The sequence below is a fragment of the Pseudomonas serbica genome (assembly GCF_028823535.1).
In the GTDB taxonomy this organism is placed as follows: Bacteria; Pseudomonadota; Gammaproteobacteria; order Pseudomonadales; family Pseudomonadaceae; genus Aquipseudomonas; species Aquipseudomonas serbica.
In genome coordinates, this window is record NZ_JAQIYM010000090.1 from 178,529 (window position 1) to 205,080 (window position 26,552).

The following is a 26,552-nucleotide window of genomic DNA, read 5'->3' on the forward strand; positions in this document are numbered from 1 at the left end:
TAGCCTTCTTCCAGAAAGACTGGATGTCTAGCAACCACTATGGGGCCATTCATGGCCCCTTTCTTTTGGTACACGTTTCTACTCGTTACATAAAATACAGCGGTTTTTAAATATTTTTCAGTCTCACTCAAATTTTGCCGATCAGATCAATATGTTGTCAAAAATTCCTAGGCTATTGATTTTCTTTGCTAAAATTCTGATTTTTTGACAGCTCGAGCCACGATCCCAAGCATTTACGTATTTTGCCATTTGGCTCATTTTTTGACTAAATGTTGTCAAAACAGCCAGAACAACCAGCAAATCATAGAGTTGGTGATTGCAGATTTGACAACATGGTTGTCAACTAGCCCAAATTGACAAGAAAGAAAAAATACGATTAAGTGTGCGAACTCAATTTATCGGGATGCAGGTATGACTATATATTCAACGGTGGTGTTTATAGGTGTTACCCCAAATTTCAAACAGTACAAATGCCCTCCGAGAGTAGATGCTAGCCAAGCAAATTATGGTGTATTGGAAGAGTTCTTCAGGACGCTACCATCAGCCTCAAATGAAACAGAAATTATCATGCCTTCTGACTACATAGATTTAGCGGACATGGAGATGATGTTAAAGCTCGGAGATAGTGGAGGCTTAAAGGTATATGCCGATGATTTTCATGATTTAGCGAAGGCAAAAAAATTCAATGAAAGTCTCTTTAATGTTCCAAGATGGCAACAACATCATGTATTGAAGGACAGATCTAAAGCAGCTCCGCCAGGCATCATTCCATTACTATCGTACTCAAGTACGTCATTCGCAAACGCCCAATGGTACTTTGAGCTTTGTGAGGACTTGAATATAAAAGCAGCAAACGTTTCCAGGATTGTAGATAGCATGAAAATAAGTGCTTCAGATTTCGAAGGAAAAATGCCGAAGAAATTCAAGTCCGTGCTTGAAAATGTGTTCAATATAGAATTCATTGATAGAGTCACAGTGCAAAGGCTCATTTAGTCCTGGGAAACAAAATCTTAGTGAGTGCACCTAAATCGAATACTTGTCCTGCTGCTCTCCCGGTTAAAGACCGCTCACTCCATTAGGGCGCTTGGCGGGAGCAACTCAAGAAGGACTTCATCTGTCAGCACCGTGTCCCGGTCAAAGGACAGCCGCTCAGCCACTGCCTCGACGTAGGGCAGCAGCCTGGTCTGCCCTTTGGGTGCAAATCCGCTTTTGCCGCTCCGGTAGTAGGAGGCGCCACCAAACGACTCGCTATGGTCGATGATGATCCGCTTCTGTCGCCCGCTCGCCGGGTTCACGACCTTCACCAGGCGATAGCGATTCATGTTGTGCTGCTGCATCGACAGGATGAGGGTCTGGCCGGCATACGGCGGGTGCTGATCGAAGTGTTCCTTGACCAGCTCATCGGTGAAGTTCAACAGGCGCCGGGCGAAAATCAGCACGTAATGCTCTGGAATCGAGATGCCTGTCAAAATTTCACTCATTTCACGCGTCCTATCGAGTTGTTAGGTATTACCTGGAAATGACCTTCTGGATTATTGGCTCCTGCTTGTCAAGGCGGACGGGCTCAACATTCGCAGGATGCGGTGGGTACTTCACGGATAAAGCTAGTCATGATGGAGTGCTCATCAGGGCTGTTCGGCCTATTGTAGGAGCGAGATATTCGTTACCTCGGTGGCGAATCGACCCGCAATTTCCCTCGAGATGTCATGCCTTATCTTCGGTTTTACTCGAAGCCTTGGGCCGCTCCTCAGCAATTTTCTTGATGAACGTTTTGTGGGCGTCGGCATAGTCATAACCGCTCCACGTCAAGGCGGTGACCTCAAATGTTTCATTCACGCGCCTGACCAGGACGTAGCCCTGGCTGGACAGGAGCCAGGCGGCGTGCTGAAACTCATCACTCGATACGCCAGGCAGCGACGTGATGGGTGGGGCTCTGTGTGGCGCTTCCAGCAAAAGCAGAATGATGTGGAAAAGATGCCTCTGGTTTCGCCTCATGGCCGTACCTATTCTTATCGAAAACAGATCCGCCGTGACGGGAAACGGTTATCTGTTTCGTTTGGTCTCTATTGGCACATTGTTGCATGCAGAAAGATGCCGTTCAATCGGTCGCCAATTGCCTTTAATTGTCTTCGCCAAGGCCTTGATCTGTACCTTTTTTACAGCGTTATTTTGGTTCCGAAATGAGCTACCCTTGATGAATCTCTGCCGTATGGAAAACGGATTCACCCATGGCCGTCAACCACGTCGACATGATCAGAAATCTCGCCCTGGAAAACAGTCGTCTTCATGACGCGCTGCAAAGGGCTGAGAAGATTCATTTCGAGGCCACCGGAAAGTCACTTTCGGCGCAGCTTGGGTTAGATAACGGTGCCTCGCCTGTAATCACCCAGGCCGCCGTCGCCACGAGCATCCAACCCTCGATCCCGTTTGAAGCGGCCCCTGCCGTGCTCCCTGCGACCATGCAACGTCTGAACAAGTGCAAGGCCCCGCCTTTGCGGTCAAACCCCACGAACTATCGACTCGGGGCGCACCCCCTGACAGACGAGCAACAGCAAGGCGTTGATTACGCCGTGACCGGTTGCAGCCTGAAGGTGGAAGCTGGCGCCGGCTCTGGAAAGACCAGCGGATTAACCGCTATCAGCCAGAACATGGGTAAACGTAAAGGGCTGTACCTGGCGTTTAACAAGGACATCATTAAAGACGCGTCATCGCGGTTCCATAGCAACACAGACTGCCGGACAACCCACTCCGTAGCCTTCGAGGGGGCCGGCCACCCGTTCAGTCACCGGATTCAAAAAAAGACCCTGCCCAGCAAGGTGATTATCGATGCCCTGTTCCTGGAGGACTGGGCTGGAATTTCAAAATGGGCTCAAGCCAACCTCATACGTCAGTGGGTGGTCAATTTCACCCAAGGTGCCGAACCCTACCTCGATCTCAAGTCAGCCCCGTGGAAGCAAATCTTCCTCCTGACCAAGGAAGCCGACAAAGCGAAGGCGTACCTTGCGGCTCAGCCTATAGCGTCAAAACTTGGGCCATTTGCCGCCAGGCTGTGGGAGCTTCTGCGAAACGTAAACGGCACGCTGCCGATCTGGCCAGACGTCTACTTGAAGATCTGGGCGCTTTCAGAGCCGGTTTTGGAATGCGACTTCATCCTGCTCGACGAGGCTCAGGATACAGCGGGTGTCGTTCTGAAAGTCATCCGCGACCAGCCCAGTCAAGTCATCTGGGTCGGGGATCGCCGGCAGCAGATCTATGCCTGGCGTAACGCGATAAACGCCATGGATACCATCACCACTGATCGAACCACTACCCTCACGCGCTCGTTCCGCTACGGACAGCCGATTGCTGAGATGGCCAACGCTGTCCTGCAGAACTTCCTCGGGGAGAAGACCTTTAAGATCGTCGGGTCGCCCATGGTGGATTCGAAGTTGTGTGAAGTACGCAACCCGAAGGCCATCCTCTGCAGAGGTAACAGGGGCGCTCTGACCGAGCTGATGGGCGCCTTAAATCAGGGCAAAAAAGTCCACATGGCCGGCGATGTCATGACCTTGATCAACGAGGTTGAATCATGCGTTAGCCTGATGACGGGTAGGCGCCCACGCTCACCTGACTTCCAGATGTTTCAGAGCTGGCATGAGCTCCTGGAGTATTCCAAGACTGAAGTGGGTGCGGAACTGGCCACCTTGGTGAAACTCATCGAACTGTGGCCGGCAGAGCAGTTGCTGGCCGCCCTCAATTCCGTCCAAAAAGTCGGAGTGGCTGATGCAGATGTCACCATTTCAACCGTACACAAAGCCAAGGGCCTTGAGTTCCCCACAGTTAAGCTTGCTGATGATTTTGCATTCCCGCCTGTTGACGGCATGAAGTCCAAGATGCCCTTCAGCGAAGAGGAAGCCAGGATTTTCTATGTGGCTCTGACCCGCGCCCAGTACGAGCTGGATGTCACCCAGTGCAGGGCTGCTCAGGTCGCGCTGGACTGGCGTTGAGCGCGAAATCAATCACTCCCGTGCAGCGGACTTAGGTTCCTCGACTTTCACCAGAAATTCACAGATGCGTTAACCTTTCCGAAACCCAGAAATTGAACCCCATAGGTAACCTTACGTGGCAAAAGACAGCTACCCGAAGGAATCGAAGGACTACGGCGCCTACAGGTGGCATAGCGCCTGGCAAATCGACGTGGTAAAGCGCGAAGCACGCCACAAGTCCGGGTTGGTTTATGACTTTTTCTGTGGCATCGCTGGCGCCAAAGCTGCTCCCATGGGTGGACGCTGCCCTTCGTTACACTGGCGTGGTGAGTTGCGTGGTGGTTCCCAGGCGCTTCCCGCTGACCAGGCTGAGCATGTCGCCATTCGGTTATGCCTAGAGGCCTGTACGCTGTTTTCAGGCATGGCTTGGGATGCGTGCCAGGATTGCTCAAAGCATACGGCTGGCGGTGACTACTACATGGTTCAGCATGCTCTGTGGTCGCAGGTACACCCTAATCGCCACGGAATGCTATGCCTGTCGTGTCTTCAGGCGCGGCTTGGTCGGCGTTTGATAAGGGATGACTTCCTAGATGCTCCAATCAACCAGCGTAACCGTGCAATAGAAGCCATACTCGTAGAATCCACCCTAAAAATACCTATTGAAGAACACATTCTAAGTGAGGGCTGAATGGAATATTTTGATTTCGATGGGAATCTCAATGAAGTTGTTGGCGGGCTGGAATTCAAAATTGAAAAGAGGCCGCACGACAATCCACGATACGAAGAGATTTGCCCAGGTGGTAAAACTGTTCTAGTTACAAGTGAAATTCTACAGCCAAAGACGGCTGACGAATTTTTCGATATGGCGAGGAGAATAATTGCTTCGTACCCGCCATTCATAAATCCTAAAGATTGCTCATGGATGTTGGCTTACATCAGTAAAATTGAAGAGTCGATGAGTTCTAACCATTTCGGTTTTAACCAAATAGTTGGCGTCAAGAGACGAACATTAAGCGAGTCTGATGTGTATCGCTTCATTGAAAACCCTGATCCAGTTTCAATAACGCGGTTTTTATATACATTCGATGTATTAGAGCGTTTATTTAGCGGCTACTTAGGCGTTCGTGACTACTTTAATATCAACAAGAATGTTGATGCTACCTATAGTAGCATTGATGCAGAACTCTTACTTGGGGATAAGGAAAGCTACCGACTCTCACAAAACCTCGATAGATCAAAGTCTTTTAAGTCTACTATGACAAGAGGATTTTACGGTGGAACGGATGTAATCATCACAATTCCAGATGGCGAAGAGTTAGTGTCTCAAAGCATGCACGGGAAAAAGATGATTATAGGGTCTGGTGCCAAGTTTGAAGGAACGATGGTCAGGTTCTACAAAACTGAGCCGTTTTGGGCGAATCGAGCTAATTTTGAGTTTTACCCAACCATAACAGGCGCGATCAGACCTACCCTTGTCGAGACGCCAATGTTTGCTATGACTTTAGAAATGGCTAAAGGTGTCGAGAATATCCTGAGTGGCAGGATGTATGGTGCATATAGTGGCTTTCATGGCTATTCAATAAATGCATTCATCCCTTTACACTGGATTTCGCATACATTGATAGACTCAGAATTTTATGAGGTTAGTAATCACCCAACTCCTAAACCATGTTTCTATGACCCAATGGAAGGCACCATGCCGATGATCGAATTCCTAAAGGGATTTGCTGGGTAGCCGATGTACTAAAACCGCTCAGCAAAAGCTTAGGGTGGGGAAGCAATCCCGATTTTTTCAAAACCTCGTGTGAGACTGCGGTTAGGTAGCCAAAAGTCAAATAAAAAACCCCCGGCCTTGTGGCGCCGGGGGTTAGCAGAAGGAGTCGGATCGCTGCCCTACACATCCTTCAAGGTACCGCTTGAAGCCCTAGCGGCACATTGAACAATAGTACGGATGGTCGTGTTGTCAACACATGTAAGTAAAACAAGCTTCTTGCCCACGGTGTAGGCTTTAAAATTCCCGCATGTCATCCCGTGGAATATCAAATCTTTCCTGGCTACAGGCCTGGCTCCGACTTAGCACTGTTGTTTACGAACCCTCCCATGAAACAATGAAGAAAAGCAGAATCAAGATAAGGCACCGTCATGAGTCAGGCTGTTCAAGTTCATATTGCCGGCGTATGCCAAAAGCAACGTGGCCCTGGCGCGTGGGGTGCTGTACTTAGCAAAGGCTCAGCGCAGAAAGAGCTCGCCGGCGTTGACGAAGAAACCACCCAGCACCGGGCGGAAATGACTGCCCTCATAACCGCTCTGGGTGCCCTCTCAAGGCCCTGCAGGGTCGAGGTGCATTCGGGTTCTGAGTACCTGATCAAAGGCTGCTGTGAATGGTTGGCTAACTGGAAGCGAATGGGCTGGCAAACCACCAACCAACAATCAGTGAAAAATGCCGATTTATGGGAGCAGCTCGATGAGCATTTTCAGCGCCATGCGGTGGTCTTCCAGTACCTGAACGAAACGGAGCCGGGCCCCCAGGGGCGACGGGCCAAGAAGCTAGCCAACAAAGGTATGAATGACCTTCAGGCAGACCTGAAAGCCCGTAGGGACGACGACTACAATAGTCGCTATCAGGCCGAGGACGGCTCGACCATACAACCAGTCAAGATCTACACAGACGGTTCCTGCCTGAGGGATAGAACAGGTGGATGGGGTGTGGTCATCGTGAATGAAGCCAAAAAGAGGGAGTTGTCTGGCTCTGAATATCGCACCACGTCGAATCGCATGGAAATGCTGGCGGTGATACAGGCCCTGGAGGACGTAGATCCATTCCTACCAGTCCGGGTTACCACTGACTCCAAGTACGTAAAGCGCGGCATGGAAGACTGGCTTAAACAATGGAAGCAATCAGGTTGGTTGACTACCGAGGGTGAGCCGGTAAAGAACGACGACCTGTGGAAGCGCCTTGACGAGATCAGCTCAGAAAGACACATCACCTGGAAGTGGGTGAAGGGGCATAGCGGGCACAAGCACAACGAGCGTGCTGACGCCTTGGCCAGGGGCGCCTCTTCACTAGCGTCAAAGCAGAAGCAGTCCCGAGCGGTGGAGCTTGAAACATCACCGTCCGGGCCATGAATCACTCACCCTTACTGAGATCCACTTTTTGGAAACAGATAGGGCTGAGTGGTTGGAGTCAAACCTTCAGGCAAGAAACTGATTAGGGCTGGAAACCGTCATCTTGTTTGCTGATCGATCTGGCCGATGGCCTTTTTTCAGCAGGGCTTTCGGTAGCCCACGCGTCAAAAAACTCTTTCGAGTAGATGCCTCCAGCGGACTCGTTCGCTTCCTCTGCCTGAAGATCTGACTTAGGGCCTGTGATCACCATGCCCGATTTCGATGCAGTGGTGTAGAACCACATACTCGGTTTCCCTGGGTAGTCCACGTCGATCAGGACGTGCACGGGCTCCTCAGATGTCTTGCTTCTGGCAAAAGCCTGATCTTGTTCTCTTTCCAACTTTGGGCAGCCGGCCTGCTTCCACTTAACGGCGGCGTCCAAAGATGAGAACAGCGGCTGAAGTGTCCACCCAGGACTTGTCCTGTACACCAAAAATGCCTCTGTACCGTCTTTGAACACAGCTTTGCCAAAATAATCTGACATTTTAATTCTCTCTTGAACCTCTACCGAAGGTGGAACTTCTGGTCATTTATCCAGTATGTCATGCCCATTCTTAGCCAGACAAACATGTCACTCGGTAGGGATCCGCGTAACCGTTGAGGCGTACCGCCAGTGCCACGGCTCATAGGCGAATCCTCTGATGTTCCCTTGAGGGTATGACATTTCAAAACCGAACGAGCCTGCGTGCTTCGTTAGCCATTTAAAGGCTTCGGTTTCCTCAAAAGCTTGCTCCAGATCCGTTCTGCCTGGTGTTCCCACGTCGACCGCTTGGCCGGTATGGTGTTCACTGAAGAATGGCGGCGCCGAGAAATCCAGAATTCGTTCGATGTTCATGCCCATGCGGATTTTTCTTTCGAATATTTCCGCCTGGCGGTTGACGCTTCTGAAAGCGGAGATCAAATAAAGCTCAATGCCTTCGGCCTGAGCGGCGCTTCGCAGGTTACGCCATGCCTGTGCAGCGGCTGGTGCCAACATATGAGGCCGACTATTGACATCAATCTCAACAATTTCAAGATTGGTTGCCTCAGCGAACTCTTCGAGATTTCGATTGAAAACCAAATTCAGCGAAATACCAAGCCTCTCAAGCATGTATATAGCGTCAGGCGAGTACAACATTTAGTGTTCCTGAATGCGAGCACTTTAACCTTTCACAATTATTGCACATTAAGGCGTTAGTTAAAACTTTTACGAAAACAGTTATAGGTGCCCGAGGGCTATCTGATGTTGAAAGTAACATTTGTTTGGTGCCGGTGAGCGCAATGTTATTCCGAAGATTCGTCCCTTCGGCGCAACGAGCCGGCTTAGCGCTTTACCGCCCTACCCCTTGGATTTTTTAAAGAGAAGTATGAGTCAACGGCCACACTGAGTCCTTTGGCATCCGGAAGCGCCCGATGACCTTTCCTCACTGGCAGCCGACCAAAGATCTCCGTTGCTGCCTCACGCCCTACAAATGCCTCTAGGGGCCGCACAGTGAACGTGGGCCCTATCCATGCAGCCTCATAAAGAGCCTCAAGCCAGAAGCAATCTGTGGGTGCGTCAGAGCACAAGGTTTTGCCTGCAAACAGCTCATTCATGACGATGGCCACTTCAAGCGCCGGCCTGCCCTCCCGCAGCAGCTGGTCACGGCTTATCCCATGCATGTCCTCCGCGTCATGGCTCCAGTGATCCCAGTAAGGCGCCGGCTGAATGAGTGTCTGGAACTCACTGCCTGGGTACACCACCGCCACTTCTATGGGGTAGCTGTCAGGCGCAATGCCAGAAGCCTCGAAGTCGATGAAGTGTGTAGGTTGATCAGGGTGAGACTTCATTCTTAATCCTGTCGGTGCTTACTGGCTTTTATTGCTTTCCGATAAAAGTCGGTGTGGCTGTTACAATATGCCGGGATAAGGTGAGTAAAGCTAACAAAATGGAGAATGGCATGATCTGGCTGTTGGGCGACCCACACGGTAAATTCGACTACATCATTACGATGGTCAAAACGCACAAACCAGATGCCATCATCTTCCTGGGCGATCTTGAGTGTCCTTTACCACTGGATGTGCTGCTACGTCCCATACTCGATCTCACCGAGGTGTGGTTCATCCACGGCAATCACGACAGCGACAAGGGCGCCTATTGGCACAATCTACATGGTTACAGCCTCGCTGAGCGCAATCTGCATGGCCGTGTAGCTACGGTTGCCGGATATCGTGTCGCTGGGCTAGGTGGAACATTCGAAGCGCCTGTATGGCTTCCTGGAGAGCCTGAGGCCGGTATCCAGAACTATCAGGAGTACCTTGCTCGCCTAAGCGCCAACCCGCAGCCAGTCGACGTGATCACCACGAAAAAGCAGCATGCTCTGTCACACATTTATCCTGATGACTATTTCTGTCTAGGGATGGAGCAAGCCGACATTCTCGTTTGCCATGAAGCGCCGAGCTGTCATCCCTATGGCTACCCAGAGATTGATGACCTTGCCACTTCACTCGGCGTTAAACAGCTCTTTCATGGGCACCACCATGATTGCCTTGATTACCGAAAATCTTGGCCCAGAATCGGCTTTGAAGCCTACGGCGTCGGTTTCAGGGGCATCATGGGATTGAATGGACAGGTATTTCGTAACGAATCCGCGCATGAAAAAAGCCGACACTAGGTCGGCCTCTTGTTCTTAAGCGTGTCAAACACACAAATCCGTCAGAGTGACGGCTCATCTGGACTTGGCACTTTCACCGCCGCAGCAGGATAGTAGGATGACATCAAGGCACTGATGGAGTCCTGGTTAAACCGCAGGCCTGCCGAACCCACCTGTTTGTGGATAGCGTCGATATCGGTCACCGAGGCGCTTGGATCGAAGTCAGCCGGGATGATGTCTCCCCGCGCTTTGATCTGTGCAGGATCGGCTTCGATGGCCACCTTCATGCCATCGAACTTGGCCAGCAACGGCTCCAGCTCCCTGTAGTCCTGGACATCACCGTAGTGCTTCTGGAGCCTGGCTGGCTCAGAAATATCGACACCCCGTGGGTCAAAGCCAGGCGTATCGAGGATTATCCGCACATCCCGAGGGCTCCCAACCGATACGGCCACTTCAATTGGCGTTTGACCGTCACTGTTCTTGGCGTTGATGTCGCCACCGGCGAGCAGGTAGTTTTCCAGGTTGGTGGTCTTGCCATTGAACAGGTTTTTGTACTCAACCAGCTTCAGCGGCGGCAGGCTCACGGGCTCAGAGGGATAAATCCCCAGTTCCTGTTCGGTAGGCCTGGTGTAAATGAGCTTGTCCGTATTGCCTTGATACTCCTGCGGCAGGAACGGAATTTCTTTGGCATTCGCCAGGATCTCATCAACCGCAGTGACTATTGCACTAGAATTGCCGACGATTTCATCGAGCAACGGCTGATGGTTGTTATTGTTCGTGGCCCAGACCTTGTCCATCGGGACGGCGTTACGGACGATGTCTTCCAGCAGGTTATCAGCTGGATTGGATTCCTTGTTTCCCATCAGGTATTCCCTTGTTTTTATTGTTATTTGTTCTAGATTACCAGGCGCTGGCAGAACGCTGCAATCAGAGTCCTAAATCCTGGCTGAAGACCTGGCCCAATTGCTTGAGGGTCAGATCTTTGACCCGGTCAGGGTGGTTGACCCGTATATAATTAGCAAATATTGACTTACCGCCTGGCGTGGCTTTCTTCTGCACCTCGGCAAAGTCGACATGCGGGAACAGCTGGTTCAGGAGGTCATGCTGTCTATCGAGACCCACATCTTTCTTGAAGGTGACATTGCCAAACACGGACACAGCTGTCGCAAAGAGGTTGGTGTACCCGGCCTTGAGTTGTTCTGGGCTGCAACCAAGCCTCAGAAGGTTCGTATGCAACGCCGCACACTCTCTAGTGAGGTCTCTAAACGCGATGTACCTGTTCCCAGCGCTACCGACCGCCAAGAATGACGGGCGGAGTAACTTGGAAGGCGCCTCCAGGGTAGCTAGAACCAGCGCAACAGCCTTTTCAGGACGGCGGACATGGGATTCGTAGCGGTAGGCATCAGAGGCCTCGTTAGCTTTTTCTAGGAGCGTGTTGGCGTTACCTATGACGGCCACCAGGTTAGACCCTAGATGCAGCTTCTTGTCGGTGTCCGCGATCATTGCATCGAACCTGTCATTAAGCCGGCCCATCAGACCTTCATCGACCCGGATGGCATCCCCCTCGTGATGAATGAAACACGTAGTGAGGTTGTTCTCCAGTGCCAGGAATTGAGGGAATCGACTGGAATACGTCTCGAGCTCAGGCAGCCATCGATTGACGGCACGCTTCACCTCGGCGTCCATCTCGATCATGAAGGGGTATTCTTTGTTCAGCTTGACCACTACCGCCGCGAACACCTCACACGCCCGGTGCCACGGCGTGATCTTGGCGTCTTTTTTCACCGCTAGGTGCCGGCTAAGCTGGTTCAGCATGCGGGCCGCCGTTTTCAGACTCGGCTCACCGATTGCTTCGAGCGAAAACTTCGTGGCCAGCGACAGTGTGAAGTGGTCGCCAAGGTAATCCTGATACTCAGCGTCCAACGCCGAAAATAGCATTGTCGCCGTCAGGGGAAGCCTCTTCTGACTCCACCTCACAAATTCCGACACCAGGTTCCAGTTGTACTTGCTGTTAACCATCATGTGACGCCCAAGCACATGGGTCATCACGTCATCGACGCCAGAGATATCCGACCAGTCCGAGCCTTCGTTGTCGATGATGATGGCCAAGACCTGTAGCAGAGTGGGATCAACAAGCTCTTGTGGGACGATGAGGATTTTGCGGGCCTTCTCACTCAGCTCAAAAGGTTCTTCCATTCGTCTCTTTCTCCAGGCGCTTTTCTTCTCATCATGACCGGTCAGTCGTCTCCGGATCAATCAGAATGCCATTTTACGGGCAACAAAAAACCGCCCGTAGGCGGTTCGTTGAACTTCTTTACTTTCACAGCAGACGGTATTAGCCGTGTCGCCGGGGTGGAGTGCTGCTCTCTTAGCCCGACCGAGTTACTAATCATACCATTAGAGAATCTTTCAATTCAACTGTCAATTTACATGCTTTAAGGGATGAGAAGTCCCTGGCCTGGCTTGAGTTTTTCGATGTGTTTTTGCAGTTCCTCCATCGAGACATCGACCCGCACCACGCTCAACTGGCCGTTACCCTTCCACTCAGGCGTTCTTCCCTTGTAAGCGCCGGTGTCTATTGCCACCACGTTGCCGAGAATGCGTGGACGTCTGACGATGTTATGACCCACGTACACGCGTTCAACACCAGGCACCGGTGTGCAGTCGTTGTTTTTAATCCGCTCTCGATTGCTGAGCAGCCGCCGCTGCTGCTGAAAGTCAGGATCATTAATCAGGTCAACGATGGCGTCCCAATGCATGCCGCTTGGCACATCGGCGTGAATGATCCCTACCCGGCCAATCGTGGTTTCAAGTTCTGCGGCGATGGGAAGCTTGCCAACCTTCTCGATGAAGGCCCGACGGAACGCCGGCGAGGTCTTACCCCACCATCCGAAACCGGAATCCTTGTATTCCAGGGCGTCCTTCAAGGCCGCTGGCGAAGGGTTACCGTCGCGGTACAGCTTGAGTATGAACGCTTCGTGGTTGCCTAAGATTGCCCTGAACCAGTCTTCGTCCAGGTAGTCGAGCACCATCTCGTTATGAGGGCCCCGGTCTACCAGATCTCCAGCGGCTACTGCTAAATCGATCTTCTTATCAAAGCCCACAGCGGCCAAGCGCTTCTCAAGCAACTTGTAGCAGCCATGAATGTCACTGATCGCAAAGGTGCGCCCTTTGGTGTTGAGCGGAATTTTTTGAATCCAATTACCCATGGAACAACCTCTAAACTGACTTTTGCTTGGTGATTAGCATGTGAGCAAAGCTGGCCAGATCCTTGAGGGCGGACTCTCCCTTTCGATCTAGATACCAGCCTTGCATGCCAAACTCAGTCGGGCCGGTTTGGTCACACCGTTGCGAATCACCCACCATGTCAATCAGGTAGGGTTTCACATCGATCCTGGTGCAGGCATCTTGGTAGATCGCGAATTCTGGTTTTACGGTACCGACCTCAAAGCTGTAGCTGTAGCCATCCAGGGATGGATAGAGACGCTCGATAGCCGCAGCGTAAGGTAACGCAAGGTTGCTGCAGACCGCTACCTTGAACCCGGAATTTTTCAGTAAATCTACGGCTTCCAGTCCATCCGGATAGGCCGTAATCTGCGCAAGCTCCTCGTCTAGTTGAGCCTGAATGTGCTCAAGGTCGCTGTCTACGACGGAGATACCCAGGCGCTTCGCGGCTTCGGCCAGGCCCCACGGGTTTGTCATCAAAGTCTTGGCATCTTCGGGCTGTGGTCGACGTCCTTGCTGGCTACCCAGCTTCAGGATCTGGCGATACGGGTGGTTACCCTCATGGATTTTCACCAGGGTGCCGAAAGCATCGAATATCACACCGCGCATGAACACCTCTGACCGAAGATGGGCTGGTCTCTCGTGAGCCCGCAGTACCAAGCCTATCAAAATTAGGGGATTTACGCACGGTGGCCAGAGGTTCGCTCGGCTTGTTGAGCCGGCTACTCGCGTATGGTCTACTGGTTAAATAGACAGACTTGATAGGCCGGAAGGAAGGATAAACCACGATGACCACAGAAGATGGCTACGAACTGGTAAAAATCGACAGCCAAAGCGCGATGAATGCGCCAAAGGACGTCTACTTTGATACTGACGGGGTGTCGGCCTACTCCTGCTTGATCCCAGAAAATAATGAGCTGGCCAAGCGTGTTCACTTTGTAAGCGGTGCCGATGGCGACGAATACGGCCAATTCACAACCAAAGATAAAGCGAAGGCAAAGGCGGCCAGTGTTGTCCGCAACGCTAAACAGAAAGACGCTTCTGACGATTTTTCCTTCCGCTAAGCCTGACAAGTGATCGCTGCTGGCGGCTAAAGCCCTGGCGGCGATTTCTCTCGAGCAAGAGCCTCTTCGATGTACTCCTGCACTGCGTCATCGTCGCTGTCGCATCCCCTTCCCGCCCCCAGCATGTCCGCATGCAGCTTCTTCAGCGCAAGTTCACCCTGGTGGGCTTTGCCAATGTCATCAATCGCCTTCCAGGTTTCAAGCTCGTCTTCCGCCATAAACCGGTAGGGGTCGACCACCATTCCGCATTCGAAGCTGCCGTCAGTGGATTGCATCAAGGCTTTACAGTTCACGTCATCACCCAATTCAACGCCTATCTCGCAGACTTTCGCTATGCAGCAGACACCACAGCCATTGCACGGGTCGCCCATGACAGGTTTTTCCAGGGTCACTGAATGGATAATGTGCCACTGCATTGAGGCTTACTCCGGCTCTCGGTTTTGTAAATTGGTCGTATTGTGAAATATCCATTTGATAGCACAATACTATGCCATCTGATATAAATTGAACAGACTAACCAGCGCACGGACGTCAGACCATGAGTGGACAGACAATCGACACAAACGCCCTGAAGAAAATCGTACAGCAGTTAACCAGGCCATCTCTGACAGAGAAGATAAAGCTTCAGCTTCAGTCGTCATCGGCGCCAGAATCGAAAAACCCGATCAAGGCGCAAGGGAAAGCCTATGCAAACCGGCATCGCAAACGCCAGGGGCAGTCTGGATCGATTGCAAAATCTGAGAAGGAACAAGAGATCCACGAGATAATCCGAGACAACCCCATTCTGCTGCACACCCCTGAGTTGTACTCAGGCGGACTGTACTTGAATACGGTTGTAAGCAAGCACCGCCTGCCATGTGGGTTGGTGCCGGATTTCCTTTATATAACCGTGCATAACCGAGTGATACGCTTCACGTTGGTTGAAATCGAGAAACCCGCGCATGGTGTATTCAGCGGTAGCTCGTTCATGTCAGGAGTCAATACTGGATTGACCCAGGTGCGTGAGTGGATCACGCTCATGGAGCCAAAAGCGCAGCGAGAAGCCCTCCTGCTCAATCTTAAGCGTTTATTCGAGTATTACCCTATTGAGCTTTTTGCAGCTGATGGCTCGGTCAGCAAAAACACCCAGATCGAAATGGGTTATGTGCTTATCGTCGGCTCAGAAACGATTGAGTCAGATCTGCAGCAAAAGATGGTAGACGAGCTTTACCTCAAAGAAGGCATTCTGTTCATGACCTACCCGATGATGGTCGAACAGGTTAAGAGGCATCCATTGCACAAAAACATGCTGAAGTCCGGCCCCCACGGCATCAGCGCATTCAAGCTCGATAGTCCAGACATCATTCTCAGGAAAGGCCCTTACATTGGGTTTGATCGTCTTGAAGACAACGACCCTTACGGCATTACCACCGGCGCTTTAGGTTGGAAGATCTACAACCTCAGACTCCGCGATTACAGTAGGCATCCTGAGTCAATGAGAGAGATTTTCTATCGAGCAAATGGGAAATGCGAGCATCCCGAGTGCGCCGAGCGAATCGTCCAAGATGGTGAGGTACACGGGAATCTTGGACGTATCTACAACATGTTCGAGAAGGCTTCAGATGTGAGCCAGCTGTGGAATACTGACTACACCCCTTTGTTGTGTCCAAAACACCACGAGGCCTCGAACGCTACCTACCCGCCATGTTCATTGTTTTCTGACCATCCGATGAAGCTGGCGCTACAGGCCCGCAGACCCTACCGACCGCACCTGGATGCTGAGCTATCCATATGTCTGGCGAAATGGCGTGACTCCATTGGCCAGTCAGTACTCAACATCCTTGAAATCGATCAAAAGCTTGAGCCTGAGTTTGCAGCGCAGATACATGAATGGATGCTGGCCGTCACTTCACTTCCGTGGCAATGGGCGATGTTACTGAAAGACTTGGTTCTGGATCATTTTCAAATAATTCGATGGTATGAGGTGAGCCGTGCCGAGAAAATGCTCGATAGCCATCCGGGTTGGCGCTATCTCCTGAGGGCTGGCTTGATCAGGGTTAACCCATCGGCGAGAGCTCACCTGAAAATTGAGCCAAATGTTTTCAGCCGGGCATTCATCGACCGCGTACTCGAGAAGTTTCCCGAAAATGGTTACGTTGCTCTCGCAGACGTCTGCACCGCGAATGTCTATAAACTATCCAGCCGAGGGAAAGAACTGGGGGATCCTCATAGGCTGGTGGCCATTTTGTAAGGCAAGGCCCAGCCGCCTTTGGGCGGAAGTACGACTGCCCCGTTCGTGGCTACCTGGATTCCTCACTCTATCTCCATTGCTTTTTGATGATCTGACCCCTAGCAGGAAGCCAACTCCGGTTGCGTTGTGACTTGGGTTTTTGTTGATTTTTTCAGCAGCCCGTCCAGCATGTCCTCAGAGACGTAGGGGATCACGTCCGACTGAATGCGTGAGATGGGCGAGAGGTTATAGACTTTGAACGAGTCGTTCACTACTCGCTTGGACATGAGCTTCAGAGAGGGGAGTATCCGCGTTTCAAAATGGCTATCAAGCCCGCAAGGCGACTTGTAGTCCAATCCTCCCTCATAGAAACGACCGACTGACTCGTTCATGTCGAAACCGACCATAAATACCTGTTCAAATCCAGTGTGGTAGGCGATCTGCAGGGCGATGTAGGCCACCGTTCGAGCGTCGAAATAACCTTGGCTGAGATCCTTGCTGAAACCTATAGGGCGCACTTGGAAGCCTTTTCGCGACGCCCCGCGAATCAGATCACGGTTAGGTACAAGCCACTCCATCATTGATTTTTTTGTGGCCTTTTTCAGGGCGTAGGTTTCGTTAGGTAGCTGCCCCTGGAAGCTGTCAATCACATCTGGCCATAGCGCGACTCGCTGACTCAAGCGCAGAGCCTCGTTAAAAAGCTCTGGTTGCTGCGAATAGAAGCTTTTATCCGAGCATGTGTAGAAGAATGGACGGACGCCGGTGTCTTTGAACATGGCAATGCCACCGTTCATGGTGATCATCGGATACTGAGCATATTTCTTGAAGGAGAAGTCTTTTGCTGAGCTGCCGGAAGCGACGATGAACACTGACCCGTTACCGATACCTTTGCAGTGGTCAAAGCTGATGGCTTCATTCGTTTTGGGTGCCTTGCTCATAGTCTTGCTTTTCCTCGCGTCCGGGCGATTAGATCTTCGGTCAATGTTCAGATAATTTTTTTACACGTGTTCGTCATTTTCTCACGCAAAGACCATTTAATCAAAGGCTTGAACTGGTTTATCGGACAACCAACTGGGCTCGGTATGGCCCCCAAGCCGTGCTGCAGAGATCATGGCCAGCAGTAGCGCAATGTCGACGGTGATTGGCCGTTTAATTCAGGCCGAGGTTCAGCGCAGGGAATATGAGTCCAGTGCATCCTCGAAGGCTTGAGCCTTCTCGATCCGGGCGGCCTCATCGGGGCCATTCAAGATCAGTGCCTCAGCCCTGGCAGTCGCGGCGTCGGTGATAAACGCCGTACGATTAACACCTTCCATTGCAGCTGCAATGTCAATCAGACGTACCCTGTCCGCTGCGACACGCATGTTGATCGGTACTTGCTTGGTCACGGGTCGCATTAATAAATCTCAAATAATAGCCATCAATTGTCTACCCGATGGCGCTAGGCCTGGGGTTATTTTGACGGAAAAGTCAGTGTATTTTCAATGAGTTGAGTATTTCATTCGCCAAAGCTCACCGCTAATCTTGCTTCAGGTAGCAATCAAGTGAGGTTTTCTCATGAATTACAATCGCGAATACAGCAAGCGTTTCGGCACCGGTTTGATGGCCCTTGGTCTGGCCATCCTCGTGGCCTTCGGCTCGTTCCTTCTGAACTTCGATGTCTGGGGCGCCGAATCCCACACGTTCCTGCCCTGCACCATCCTGGTGGCGTTCAGCTCCGTGGCAACGTTCTTCACCGGCGCCGCGTTTCGCCGTGGCGTATTCCTGATGTCTGAACAGGTGATCAAGCCGCCCGTTAAGCAGGGAACTCCAAGCGCCGCTGCCTGAGTGGCACCAATCAAAAAGCCCGCCTCGGCGGGTTTTTTGTGTTCAGGATTGTTCCAGCGGTACATAGCTGTGGCATTAATTGCACTTCAGAAAAAGCCCTGTAGTATGGAGACCCTTCGATAGCCTTGCCGCTGGCTGGATAAATCTATGCACCACGAGAAAATCGCTGAAGAAATAAGCGCAAAATCCTGTTGGAATACCATTCGTTGGGGATGGCGCGACTTTGGTTCAGAAGCCAACACAATAATAGACAGCCTTCTAGAGCACCGCGAAGGGGTACAGCCAGAGTTTTTTCTGGTAGGCGCTGCCGCTGTGGACGAGGTGAAACAATCAGGTTTGTTTCAAGCGACATCAGAGCCGGGTGTTAAAATCGGCTACATCAGGGGACTTCCAGTCTATGTGACTGAAAATATGCCACCCGCTTTGATTGCCGTAATTGCTCCAGGCTCGAGGCTGTTTCCTGGAGAGCCCAAGTATGAGGTAACTCACAATGTGGCAAGCTGGCTTTTAATACAGGGAAGCCACTAACGCGACACCCCTGTAAACAAATTGGAATAAATGTTAGAGGCGGAAGCGGTCGACCGATTGCGACAACTTGCCGGCCAGCGTAGATAGTTCATCGGTCGTTGAGGCCGTCTGGCCAATCACCTTGCTGTTCCCTTCCGACATGTTGGCGATCATGGTCACCTGGTGCGCAATTTCGTTGCTGGCCAGGCTTTGTTCGCCGATGGTGCGGCTGATGTCATTCACCAGCTGTGTGGTGCTCAGCGTCGCCTCGAGGATTTCACGGATCGCCCGCTCAACATCGGTAGTAACAGCCATGCCTTTGTCCACCTGCACTACACCGGCTTCGATGCTGGTCACCGCCTCGCGGGTGCTTTGCTGAATGCGTGAGACCATATTGGAGATTTCTTGAGTCGATGCGCTGGTGCGCCCGGCCAGGCTGCGCACCTCATCCGCGACTACGGCAAAGCCGCGACCTTGTTCGCCGGCACGGGCGGCCTCGATGGCGGCGTTGAGCGCCAGTAGGTTGGTCTGGTCAGCAATGCCCTTGATCACTTGGATGATGTTGAAAATTCCTTCAGACTCCTTGTCCAGCGTGCGGATGACTTGTGCTGACTGTTGGGACGACTGCGCAATGCCATCCATATCGTTCACCACTTGGTGAATGACTCTGCCGCCGTCCTTTGCCAGTGTTTCAGCTTGGTGGGCCATATTCAGTGCGCGCTCTGCATGCCGGGTGATTTCCTCAATGCTGGCGGTCATTTCGCTGGCAGCAGCGGCCATGGTGCTGGCGGCGGCGCTTTGCTGCTGACTGCTGTCAGAGACCTGATGGCAACCGCTGCTCAACTGTTCACTCATTCCGCTCACGCCGTGGGCGTTGCTGCGTACCACTTCGATCATTCCACGCAGGTCTCGCTGCATCGTCGCTAGGTTGCGAATCAGGGTACTAGCCTCATCCTTCTGCGTTGGCTCAACAATCGCCTCACTCAAGTTACCCATGGCAATACTGTTGGCAATCCGGGTGGCGATCTGCAGCGGAACCATGATGCTGGAGATCACCCAGCGCCCCTGTATGAGCAGCAACACCAGAGTGACGGTAAGCACTAGACCCAGGGTCAAGTTGGCACCCTGGATCGCTTGCTGGGTGCCCTGGCTGGTCTGTTGCGTGTCGGATTCGATCAACGAGCTGAGGCTGGCCATCTGTTCTTCCAGTTGGCTGAAGGCGGCATTGAACGAGCCCAGGTCTTTCTGCGCAGCCTCAGGATTCTCCAGCGCTAGGCCAACGATGCGCTCGGCGGCGCCGATGTAGGTATCGAGGCTTGGCTTAACCTTGTTCAGACCGGCCCTGATGGTGTCGTTCACCGGCAACTTGAAGTTATCCCCCAAGACGTCCCGAAAATGCTTGGCATGCTCCTCGATTGAGCTGCTCACATCACCTTTGCTGCTGGCGCTTTTACCCAACCCAACCAGCATGGCGGACATCACATCGGCCCGCAGGGCGTCATGCATCATGTCGGCCTCGAGGTGGTTGCGCAGCGCTGCCATGCTGACCTCACTCTCCTTCACCGCCTCTGCCATTTGCGTGTTCCCTACGTAGCTGACCAGGCTCACGATCAGCGCGGCGAGCAAACTGGTACCAATCAACAGGAGCAACCTGAGCTTTATCGACAAAGTGGAACCCTCTTTTTGGACGTCTCTTGTCTAAAAGCAATCGACTGCTCCGCCCAGATATTTAAGGTGCATTCAAGATTTTCAGGGGTATTCGACCTGTGGCGCTGGATTGCGGCGTGTTTGACATCTCAAGGCCCGTGTACACGCCAATCGCTGGGGAAAACCCGACAACAGTCGCTACGACATGGCCGGCCAGCTATCGACAGGTGTCCACTTATTTGCGCAGAGTGCTTGGCACACTTGGTATGATGGGAGCATTGGATGCACAGGCAAAAGGGGTTGGAATCATGAACTACGTCATGTGGGCTATGATGCTTTTTATTGCTGTTTACGCAGGTGCATTATCTGGCTATCCAATAGGTAATCGGTTGTTTTCGCGTGTCTGGAATTTTGTTTTTAGCGTTATGTCAGCCGCTTTCGGCTTAACGTTGGGCGTGTTGATCACGGTGAATTTCATGGGCCAAATGCCTGACAACATCCCACTCATCCTGATTCTGGTACTTACTGTAGCGCCTGGGCTCATTGGCGCGATGTTGGCAGAGTGGATCCGCCGTTGTGGCAAAAAGTCCTAAACGGCTTCTTCCGGTCATTCCTGAGCGGTCGGGCCGCGTTCTGACATGCCTGGAGCCGCCTAGGCATGTTCTATAGTCAATTTATCAGCTATATTCGGCAAAAATTGCACTGGAGCATCACGCAATGCTGGTCATTCTCGGGTCACTGGTACTGTGTGTTGTGTCCGGCCTCCTAATGACGGATATCAAGCGGACTTCGTTCTGGATGGCCTTGTTAGACTATCTCGTCGCGATGGCGTATTTAGGATTCGGCCTGCAGTTTAGCCAGAGCTTGATGGACTATCTCCCTACCCCGAACACGGGCCGCCCTCTTCTCAATAGTCTGCTGGAGTGGGGAGGCCTTGGCTTTTTCTGCCTGGGAGCAGTGGCCTTGGGTTTGGTGGCAAACATCGCACTGAATAACTGGAAGTCGCGCACCGGCAAGAATTTCTGAACCCCACCACCGACCATAAACGTCTGACCCACAATCAGCAACCCACCAGGAAGTACAGCCATGCTCGCCATTATTGGCTATTTGTTACTCGCAATTTCCTTGCAGGCACTAGCAAAACTCGCACACTCGAAGAAAGGTCGCCTATGGGACTGGATCGGATACGGCCCGTTTTTCGCCTCGATGATCTTCAGCGTCGCGTTCGGGACTGCGTTAATCCAGTGGATCCCCCACCCCGTCGCCGACTCGATGCAAAGCCGAATGATTCTAGACCTGGTTGGCGTCGTGGTCTTCATTACGGTTGGTTGCATCACGTCTTACGTCGCAGGTGGTGTGTTGTTCAGTCAAGCAATGGCCTACGCGAAAAAGCGCCGGGGCGAGCTTCCAGAGCCGGAAACGCTTCCAGAGCCGTGGGCTTATAAGGGACAGGTGAATTATCTGGACACCCCTGCGATCATTAACGAGAACGATCCCCAGCTTGATGATGTCGACCATCTGCGGGTCACTGACTTACTTGGTCGGCCACTGGGTAATGTCGCGGACGTTGATCGCTAGGATCTGTTGCGCTCCGGTATAGACTTGGTGAACACGATGGTACCCAGCTTTTCATAAGCCGTGAATAATCCCCGCGATTTCAAAGTCGTTTGCGGATTACTTGAAAGAGATCATCGCCTGTAGCAACAGACTCATTGTCGGATTTACCGATTGGTCGAACCGTGGCTTTGGCCAGGTAGTGGATTCTGGTCACCAGGTTTTCAGTGAACAGATACCCCTTCAACTCACCATCTTCAAACTCTGGCGCCAACGCCCTGATCTCGGCGGCCAGGAGTTTTGGATCTATGCGAATGATCGAGTCCGATAATGGCCGGCTGGGAAACACATAATGGTGGAGCACATCGGCCAGGCGCAGCGTCAGCGCTGATGGTACAAGCCACACAAGTGCCGAGCCTTCGCTCTCAAGCGGCGTAGCAAGCGTGAGCTCATTGAGTAAGCCAGCCACCTCAGCATTCAGCTGAGTGCCAGACAAGATCACCTGCAGGTTGTCGTTCTCGGCCATTACTTTTTACCCTTCAGTTTGCTCTCCGCCTTAATGGCGGCCTTGACCCAGTCATCAACCGAATCATGTGTCTTTTGCAGCTGATCGCCCTGGATGAACGTCGACCCGGTGATGTCCACGTACGTGAGCTTTTCATCCGTCCAGCTCGTTCGGAATGCGATCCGATCACGCAGCCATAGGTACCACTTCCCATAGTGCTGAAGATCTTTAGCCCGCTTGCGGGAAAGTTCGATCTCCCCTATTGCTTTGGCCACCACTTCTCCGTCACGCGGATCGAGGCGCTTGATCAGCTCCATCATCTGATCCAGGTTTGCCGTCACTTCCACCATGTCTCAACCCTCGCTCCAGTTCGGATCGTCTTTTGCAACCAAAGCATCGCCGTGCACAATCATGCCCTTGCCGGTATCGACACGAATGACAGCCCAACTGCCTTTGCCGGTGTAGTCAGTGGGTTCGACCGTGCGCACCATGTTCCCGCTCTTTTTGAATCGGTACTCTGTGTCTGGTTGGATCTTCATGATCTTGGTGCCCTTTAAAATACTGATCCTGCAGATTACAGCCTGGACTGCAGCATGTCGCACATCCAGGGCTATCAGACAATTCGCAGCAGCTCGCTAACTCATGACCGATACCGCTAGCGCGATAATCAGCGCCGTAACACTGCCGTGGATAGCTGTAAATGCAGAGATGCAAAGCCAAAGCACTGGCCTGCGCAAAAATTCACGATAGCCCATGCGCCATTTGATCAGGGCAAGACCGAGTCCGCATGCAACAGTACCAATGGCCCCGAGCATCACCTTGACGTCAATGGTCAAACTCTTCGTCATTAGAAATGTTAAGCCCATAGCCATACATGTGACCACCAGGACGAAACCCAGGAGTGTTTTCTCGTCCACATCAGGCACTTCGCTTAACTCTGCAGTTTTATTCATGTCCTGAACTCACTGTCTGGGCACGCTGCTTGAATACCGGGAGAGCCCCGGCCAATTCACGGACGGTTTTCATCTCCGCTTCGTCGTATCCCCAGATATTGGAGTCGTCAAAACGCTCCGGGCCCAGGTAACCCGGATGCAGGGGCTCACCGGTGCGGATGTAGTCCCGAAACTCTTTGACCAAATCCTTCAACGTGCCGCCGTTGGAGAATCCCTTCCAGCGCCCACCCCAGGCGGTCTCTGTGGTCAGGATCGCTTTACCTGTGTAGTGATCGACGAACCAGACCTTACCGTATCTATCAACGTGCATACTGGAATAGGTTTGGGCGGTTGCATTGTAAAAGAACCGGCGCCCGTGGTCGGCGATGATCTTGATCACTTGATTCACGTGCTCGGCACGCTGGTGTTTTTGTGCTGTTTTGCTCGCCACAATGACCTCAATATCCCTAATGATTTACGCGCTCTGACGCGCACTCTCGGTGTAATCAGTCCAGCTTCATGCCTTGCTTAATCAAGCTCTCGCGAACGTCTTGCGGACGATACAGTTTCTCGCCGATGACCTTGGTGCCGACCGGACGATAAAAGAACTCGTTGTCTTGGATCATGATGTGACCTACGGTCTTACCCTCAACGGTCACAACCGAATGTTCGTCCGGGGCGGCATAGGATTTCAGCGCGCTTTTGAGGCTAGCCAGGCTCGATTCTTCATAGCGGTCACCGGACGGTGCATTGGCAACGTATAGCCGTACATTTGGTTTGTACCATACGGAAAACACAATACCTTCGGATTCAACCTTGATTCGTTTGTCCCATTCAGGAACATCTGAAGCCTTGAGTTTCGAGACGTTCAGTGCATTGTGTTTGTTCTGTGATTCAGCCATGTTCTCTCTCTTAACCGCCTGAAAAGGTCAGTTGTAAACTAATGGTTTACAACTGAACGAGGTATACCGACTAATTTTTGTACTGATCAGGCTTGCTCTGGGTAAAGATCTGCGGCGCAAAATCGACGATTTGCCGATTACTGATCAATCCACAGATACCAAAGCCTTTGATCACACCGTAAAGCATAATCGCCGGCGTCTGTAGGGCACGCGGTCTCCCCGCCTCGTCCTCAAGGTTGATCAGATGGCACAGCTCGCGGACTTCAGAAATCGCCAGATCGGCGCTCATCAACCTGGCAGATCGAACAGCAATGGCTAATTCGTTGACCAGAGCTTCCAGATCATCAGGGAGCTGATCAGCACTATTTCGCACACCACCGGTCTGCGCAGCGGTCGGAAGTGGCGTGGTGACGCGGCCCAACCAGTTCTCAACGTTTTCACGAAAGTAAGGCTCGAGCTTCAAGGCCTGGGCGATACCAGGATCTACATTGCCCATGTGTCCGCCTGCCTGGCTTCTCGACCAGTACCGACGCATCGTCTCCAACATCTCTCCGACGGAAGCGCCGCTGGTGAGGGCATGCAGCGCGGCTCGGACACAATCACCTGCGCCAGGAACACGTCCGTCGGCCATCGCCTCGGCTGAGCCGACCTCGGTTGCTGGAGCTGTGACCTGAGCAATGTCAGAATATAGCGCCATGATCGAGCAGGCGATGACAACCGGGTGCCCTGGAAATACCAAGTCAGCTCCGGAGACCTGGCGAATCCACGAGAGCACTTCGTTAGTTTCGTGGAGCTTCGGGAGTTCATGCTGCAAGCGGCTGGTCATTTATTCATCCTTGGTAAGCTAAGTGGCATTAATGGCATATTAGTACCATAAATCCGTGAGCGCAATCAAACCAACCTTGTTCAAGGATCGAAGGTGGAGATATCAACTCAAGGGAACCAAATAAACAATAGCCATATATTGCATTTTTTCTGCTGCTGATTCGCTGCACATGATATGATGGCTCAATGATACTTTTCACAAGGGTGTGCGAAACTTGAATCAAGATCGTCTGAGAGCACTGGTCAGTCAAATTGTCCAGATCGGCCCAGAGGCTGCCGTCCTGCCGCTGCCGCGTCGCTTCAAAATTACTCCTTTGCGGCTTCTGAATGAGGAAGTCATGGGCCCGGCCATCGATTTCTTCAAGGAGCACGCTAAGCGTGAGTCATGCACCACTAGCATGCTGCGTAGCTTGAATGAATGCCAGGATCTGTCCGACTACTTCAAGCAGCAAGGGACTTCATTCTCGACGCTTCGAATGATGCAGATCCGTGCCCGGCACGAGTACACCAACGCACCCATTTTTACGGTAGCGCCTGGCCTCAAGGGGATGCTCAAAGAAACAGGCCTGAAGGGCAACATCCCTGCCAAATTCTTCACCGGCCCCTTCCGCACCTCCTATCTTGAATTCGATCCAGCTGAAGACCGCCGTGTCCTTGCGATGAGCAAAACGGAGCCAGCCGATCTGGTGGAGGGTGTGTTTTTCCAGGAGCAGGTGCTAGACACCCCGCCACCAATGCCCCAACACCAGAGGGAAATCCTCGAGCTCGATCCGCACAAGCCGGTGCGGGTTATCGATGTGGCGTTCACCTACTCCCCGATCAACTCTGCCGATAAGGCGATACAAGGCGCTCCCCTGGTGCTGGGCGACCGGATGTCCTACATCCAGATCTACGTTCAGGATGAGCTTGAGCCCATCGCCGAGTTACTGGAGCGGTCGATCCAATTTGCCGCTTCTGATCCGCTCGGGATGGAGTCGGTCGGCGCCGAAAACGTTGAGGCCTTCAAAGAGTCCCTACGCACGAACTTCAGCAAGCTGACCAAAATCCTGTTCTATATGCATGTCGAGCGCAAGGCGCAGGTACATCAGACACCAGCCAAGGAGCTCGAGGAGCGCATACTGGCGGTTGGGGACAAAAAGAAACCCAAGCTGCAACGGATGCTCAATCGCGTCTATGACCGCATCGTGGTCGGCCCGATGACCTACATCCCTCTGGCTGATCGACTGGCGCCAGGGGAAAAGATCAAAGGTCGCAAGGCAACGCACTACCGAAGCAGCTACTTTGCCATCCGCTGGAACGGCTCTGGCCAGGCCAAGGTGCCAGAACTCACGAAGATCAAGGAATCGATCATCAATGAAGATCAACTGAAGGTCAGACCGGAGCGGGAATACGAGATCCGGTGAAGTCTTGACCATCTGAATCAGTTGAGGGCGAAGGAAGCATCACATTCACAAAGAATTGACGACTTGCGCCCTCTTCCTTGCAACTGGCCATGCCCGGCTACACTGCCTGGTTTGTTAACTTGTGCGCGGATATTGGATAGCGCTTACTCAACCGGTAGACAACGATCTAATTTTCAGACGATGTTGTGATTGACGTACCCGTCAGAATGGCGG

At 52.3% G+C, this 26,552-nt stretch carries 34 protein-coding genes and 2 pseudogenes; 15 read left to right on the plus strand and 21 right to left on the minus strand.

What is annotated here, in order from left to right; translation table 11 throughout:
* Positions 1–411 precede the first annotated feature (411 nt).
* Positions 412–993, plus strand: a complete 582-nt coding sequence (locus NQL71_RS31205; RefSeq protein WP_274644698.1) for a hypothetical protein — start codon at positions 412–414, stop codon at positions 991–993.
* A gap of 74 nt (positions 994–1,067) precedes the next feature.
* Here NQL71_RS31205 and NQL71_RS31210 read toward each other — a convergent pair whose 3' ends face one another.
* Entirely contained in the window at positions 1,068–1,481 is a 414-nt protein-coding gene (locus NQL71_RS31210; RefSeq protein ID WP_274644699.1) for a hypothetical protein, read from the minus strand.
* Positions 1,482–1,704: 223 nt separating this feature from the next.
* On the minus strand, positions 1,705–1,995 hold the full coding sequence (locus tag NQL71_RS31215) for a hypothetical protein (RefSeq protein ID WP_274644700.1): 291 nt from the start codon (positions 1,993–1,995) through the stop codon (positions 1,705–1,707).
* A 233-nt stretch (positions 1,996–2,228) separates the two neighbouring features.
* Between NQL71_RS31215 and NQL71_RS31220 the strand changes: the two genes are divergently transcribed.
* From NQL71_RS31220 to rnhA, 5 genes and pseudogenes are all read left to right on the plus strand, one after another.
* Positions 2,229–3,986, plus strand: a complete 1,758-nt coding sequence (locus tag NQL71_RS31220; RefSeq protein ID WP_274644701.1) for a 3'-5' exonuclease — start codon at positions 2,229–2,231, stop codon at positions 3,984–3,986.
* 115 nt (positions 3,987–4,101) lie between these two features.
* Entirely contained in the window at positions 4,102–4,653 is a 552-nt protein-coding gene (locus NQL71_RS31225; RefSeq protein WP_274644702.1) for a hypothetical protein, read from the plus strand.
* Entirely contained in the window at positions 4,654–5,700 is a 1,047-nt protein-coding gene (locus NQL71_RS31230; protein ID WP_274644703.1) for a hypothetical protein, read from the plus strand.
* Between the two features lie 407 nt (positions 5,701–6,107).
* Positions 6,108–6,413, plus strand: a pseudogene (locus tag NQL71_RS36935) (RNase H family protein); the annotation flags it as partial.
* A gap of 195 nt (positions 6,414–6,608) precedes the next feature.
* Positions 6,609–7,091, plus strand: a complete 483-nt coding sequence (rnhA, locus tag NQL71_RS36940) for a ribonuclease HI (RefSeq protein WP_274645079.1) — start codon at positions 6,609–6,611, stop codon at positions 7,089–7,091.
* 82 nt (positions 7,092–7,173) lie between these two features.
* Here the strand turns inward: rnhA and NQL71_RS31245 are convergent, their stop codons facing one another.
* The 3 genes from NQL71_RS31245 to NQL71_RS31255 form a co-directional block, all read right to left on the minus strand.
* Complete coding sequence (locus NQL71_RS31245) at positions 7,174–7,614, minus strand: hypothetical protein (protein WP_274644704.1); 441 nt, start codon at positions 7,612–7,614, stop codon at positions 7,174–7,176.
* A gap of 87 nt (positions 7,615–7,701) precedes the next feature.
* The gene (locus NQL71_RS31250) at positions 7,702–8,247 is read right to left on the minus strand and encodes a M15 family metallopeptidase (protein WP_274644705.1); all 546 of its coding nucleotides are present in this window, start codon (positions 8,245–8,247) and stop codon (positions 7,702–7,704) included.
* A 185-nt stretch (positions 8,248–8,432) separates the two neighbouring features.
* Positions 8,433–8,939, minus strand: coding sequence for a 3'-5' exonuclease family protein (locus NQL71_RS31255; RefSeq protein WP_274644706.1), 507 nt, complete (start codon positions 8,937–8,939; stop codon positions 8,433–8,435).
* A 110-nt stretch (positions 8,940–9,049) separates the two neighbouring features.
* Here NQL71_RS31255 and NQL71_RS31260 point away from each other — a divergent pair, with 110 nt between their 5' ends.
* A complete protein-coding gene (locus NQL71_RS31260) occupies positions 9,050–9,763 on the plus strand; it encodes a metallophosphoesterase family protein (RefSeq protein ID WP_274644707.1) in 714 nt (237 codons plus the stop codon).
* A gap of 41 nt (positions 9,764–9,804) precedes the next feature.
* On the opposite strand, the gene NQL71_RS31265 is transcribed toward NQL71_RS31260, so the two are convergent.
* From NQL71_RS31265 to NQL71_RS31280, 4 genes are all read right to left on the minus strand, one after another.
* Positions 9,805–10,605 (minus strand): hypothetical protein, encoded by an 801-nt coding sequence (locus NQL71_RS31265; RefSeq protein ID WP_274644708.1) that lies wholly within the window; start codon positions 10,603–10,605, stop codon positions 9,805–9,807.
* A 64-nt stretch (positions 10,606–10,669) separates the two neighbouring features.
* The gene (locus NQL71_RS31270) at positions 10,670–11,938 is read right to left on the minus strand and encodes a hypothetical protein (protein ID WP_274644709.1); all 1,269 of its coding nucleotides are present in this window, start codon (positions 11,936–11,938) and stop codon (positions 10,670–10,672) included.
* Between the two features lie 239 nt (positions 11,939–12,177).
* Positions 12,178–12,951, minus strand: coding sequence for a metallophosphoesterase (locus NQL71_RS31275; RefSeq protein WP_274644710.1), 774 nt, complete (start codon positions 12,949–12,951; stop codon positions 12,178–12,180).
* Positions 12,952–12,961: 10 nt separating this feature from the next.
* Positions 12,962–13,576: an HAD family hydrolase gene (locus tag NQL71_RS31280; protein ID WP_274644711.1), complete on the minus strand. Its 615-nt coding sequence runs from the start codon at positions 13,574–13,576 to the stop codon at positions 12,962–12,964.
* Positions 13,577–13,755: 179 nt separating this feature from the next.
* Between NQL71_RS31280 and NQL71_RS31285 the strand changes: the two genes are divergently transcribed.
* On the plus strand, positions 13,756–14,031 hold the full coding sequence (locus NQL71_RS31285) for a hypothetical protein (protein WP_274644712.1): 276 nt from the start codon (positions 13,756–13,758) through the stop codon (positions 14,029–14,031).
* A gap of 26 nt (positions 14,032–14,057) precedes the next feature.
* On the opposite strand, the gene NQL71_RS31290 is transcribed toward NQL71_RS31285, so the two are convergent.
* Positions 14,058–14,447 carry a hypothetical protein gene (locus NQL71_RS31290; protein WP_274644713.1) on the minus strand — a complete coding sequence of 130 codons (390 nt, stop codon included), beginning with the start codon at positions 14,445–14,447 and terminating at the stop codon, positions 14,058–14,060.
* A 122-nt stretch (positions 14,448–14,569) separates the two neighbouring features.
* On the opposite strand from NQL71_RS31290, the gene NQL71_RS31295 reads away from it, so the two are divergent.
* Positions 14,570–16,261: a Shedu anti-phage system protein SduA domain-containing protein gene (locus tag NQL71_RS31295; protein WP_274644714.1), complete on the plus strand. Its 1,692-nt coding sequence runs from the start codon at positions 14,570–14,572 to the stop codon at positions 16,259–16,261.
* 98 nt (positions 16,262–16,359) lie between these two features.
* On the opposite strand, the gene NQL71_RS31300 is transcribed toward NQL71_RS31295, so the two are convergent.
* Together NQL71_RS31300 and NQL71_RS31305 are read right to left on the minus strand one after the other, a co-directional pair.
* Positions 16,360–17,178 (minus strand): WaaZ-like lipopolysaccharide core biosynthesis protein, encoded by an 819-nt coding sequence (locus NQL71_RS31300; RefSeq protein ID WP_274644715.1) that lies wholly within the window; start codon positions 17,176–17,178, stop codon positions 16,360–16,362.
* 228 nt (positions 17,179–17,406) lie between these two features.
* Entirely contained in the window at positions 17,407–17,625 is a 219-nt protein-coding gene (locus NQL71_RS31305; protein WP_274644716.1) for a type II toxin -antitoxin system TacA 1-like antitoxin, read from the minus strand.
* A 169-nt stretch (positions 17,626–17,794) separates the two neighbouring features.
* Here NQL71_RS31305 and NQL71_RS31310 point away from each other — a divergent pair, with 169 nt between their 5' ends.
* Together NQL71_RS31310 and NQL71_RS31315 are read left to right on the plus strand one after the other, a co-directional pair.
* Positions 17,795–18,064 (plus strand): hypothetical protein, encoded by a 270-nt coding sequence (locus NQL71_RS31310; RefSeq protein ID WP_274644717.1) that lies wholly within the window; start codon positions 17,795–17,797, stop codon positions 18,062–18,064.
* A gap of 147 nt (positions 18,065–18,211) precedes the next feature.
* Positions 18,212–18,592, plus strand: a complete 381-nt coding sequence (locus NQL71_RS31315; protein WP_274644718.1) for a hypothetical protein — start codon at positions 18,212–18,214, stop codon at positions 18,590–18,592.
* A gap of 33 nt (positions 18,593–18,625) precedes the next feature.
* Here NQL71_RS31315 and NQL71_RS31320 read toward each other — a convergent pair whose 3' ends face one another.
* A complete protein-coding gene (locus NQL71_RS31320) occupies positions 18,626–19,768 on the minus strand; it encodes a methyl-accepting chemotaxis protein (RefSeq protein WP_425520715.1) in 1,143 nt (380 codons plus the stop codon).
* Positions 19,769–20,179, minus strand: a pseudogene (locus NQL71_RS36945) (methyl-accepting chemotaxis protein); the annotation flags it as partial.
* A 347-nt stretch (positions 20,180–20,526) separates the two neighbouring features.
* Here NQL71_RS36945 and NQL71_RS31325 point away from each other — a divergent pair.
* The 3 genes from NQL71_RS31325 to NQL71_RS31335 all read left to right on the plus strand — a co-directional run bounded on the left by NQL71_RS31325 (position 20,527) and on the right by NQL71_RS31335 (position 21,796).
* Complete coding sequence (locus NQL71_RS31325; RefSeq protein ID WP_274644720.1) at positions 20,527–20,811, plus strand: hypothetical protein; 285 nt, start codon at positions 20,527–20,529, stop codon at positions 20,809–20,811.
* 124 nt (positions 20,812–20,935) lie between these two features.
* Entirely contained in the window at positions 20,936–21,244 is a 309-nt protein-coding gene (locus NQL71_RS31330) for a hypothetical protein (protein WP_274644721.1), read from the plus strand.
* Between the two features lie 60 nt (positions 21,245–21,304).
* A complete protein-coding gene (locus NQL71_RS31335; RefSeq protein WP_274644722.1) occupies positions 21,305–21,796 on the plus strand; it encodes a hypothetical protein in 492 nt (163 codons plus the stop codon).
* Positions 21,797–21,875: 79 nt separating this feature from the next.
* Here the strand turns inward: NQL71_RS31335 and NQL71_RS31340 are convergent, their stop codons facing one another.
* From NQL71_RS31340 to NQL71_RS31370, 7 genes are all read right to left on the minus strand, one after another.
* Positions 21,876–22,298, minus strand: coding sequence for a hypothetical protein (locus NQL71_RS31340; RefSeq protein ID WP_274644723.1), 423 nt, complete (start codon positions 22,296–22,298; stop codon positions 21,876–21,878).
* Positions 22,298–22,627, minus strand: a complete 330-nt coding sequence (locus tag NQL71_RS31345) for a hypothetical protein (RefSeq protein ID WP_274644724.1) — start codon at positions 22,625–22,627, stop codon at positions 22,298–22,300. Before NQL71_RS31345 ends, NQL71_RS31340 begins: the two co-directional genes overlap by 1 nt.
* A 3-nt stretch (positions 22,628–22,630) precedes the next feature.
* Positions 22,631–22,816 (minus strand): hypothetical protein, encoded by a 186-nt coding sequence (locus NQL71_RS31350; RefSeq protein ID WP_274644725.1) that lies wholly within the window; start codon positions 22,814–22,816, stop codon positions 22,631–22,633.
* A gap of 96 nt (positions 22,817–22,912) precedes the next feature.
* Entirely contained in the window at positions 22,913–23,230 is a 318-nt protein-coding gene (locus NQL71_RS31355; protein WP_274644726.1) for a hypothetical protein, read from the minus strand.
* Positions 23,223–23,660 carry a YoqU family phage-derived protein gene (locus tag NQL71_RS31360; RefSeq protein WP_274644727.1) on the minus strand — a complete coding sequence of 146 codons (438 nt, stop codon included), beginning with the start codon at positions 23,658–23,660 and terminating at the stop codon, positions 23,223–23,225. Before NQL71_RS31360 ends, NQL71_RS31355 begins: the two co-directional genes overlap by 8 nt.
* A gap of 55 nt (positions 23,661–23,715) precedes the next feature.
* The gene (locus NQL71_RS31365; protein ID WP_274644728.1) at positions 23,716–24,111 is read right to left on the minus strand and encodes a hypothetical protein; all 396 of its coding nucleotides are present in this window, start codon (positions 24,109–24,111) and stop codon (positions 23,716–23,718) included.
* Positions 24,112–24,181: 70 nt separating this feature from the next.
* Positions 24,182–24,937, minus strand: a complete 756-nt coding sequence (locus NQL71_RS31370) for a hypothetical protein (protein WP_274644729.1) — start codon at positions 24,935–24,937, stop codon at positions 24,182–24,184.
* Positions 24,938–25,151: 214 nt separating this feature from the next.
* Here NQL71_RS31370 and NQL71_RS31375 point away from each other — a divergent pair, with 214 nt between their 5' ends.
* Entirely contained in the window at positions 25,152–26,339 is a 1,188-nt protein-coding gene (locus NQL71_RS31375) for an AcrVA2 family anti-CRISPR protein (protein WP_274644730.1), read from the plus strand.
* Positions 26,340–26,552 lie beyond the last annotated feature (213 nt).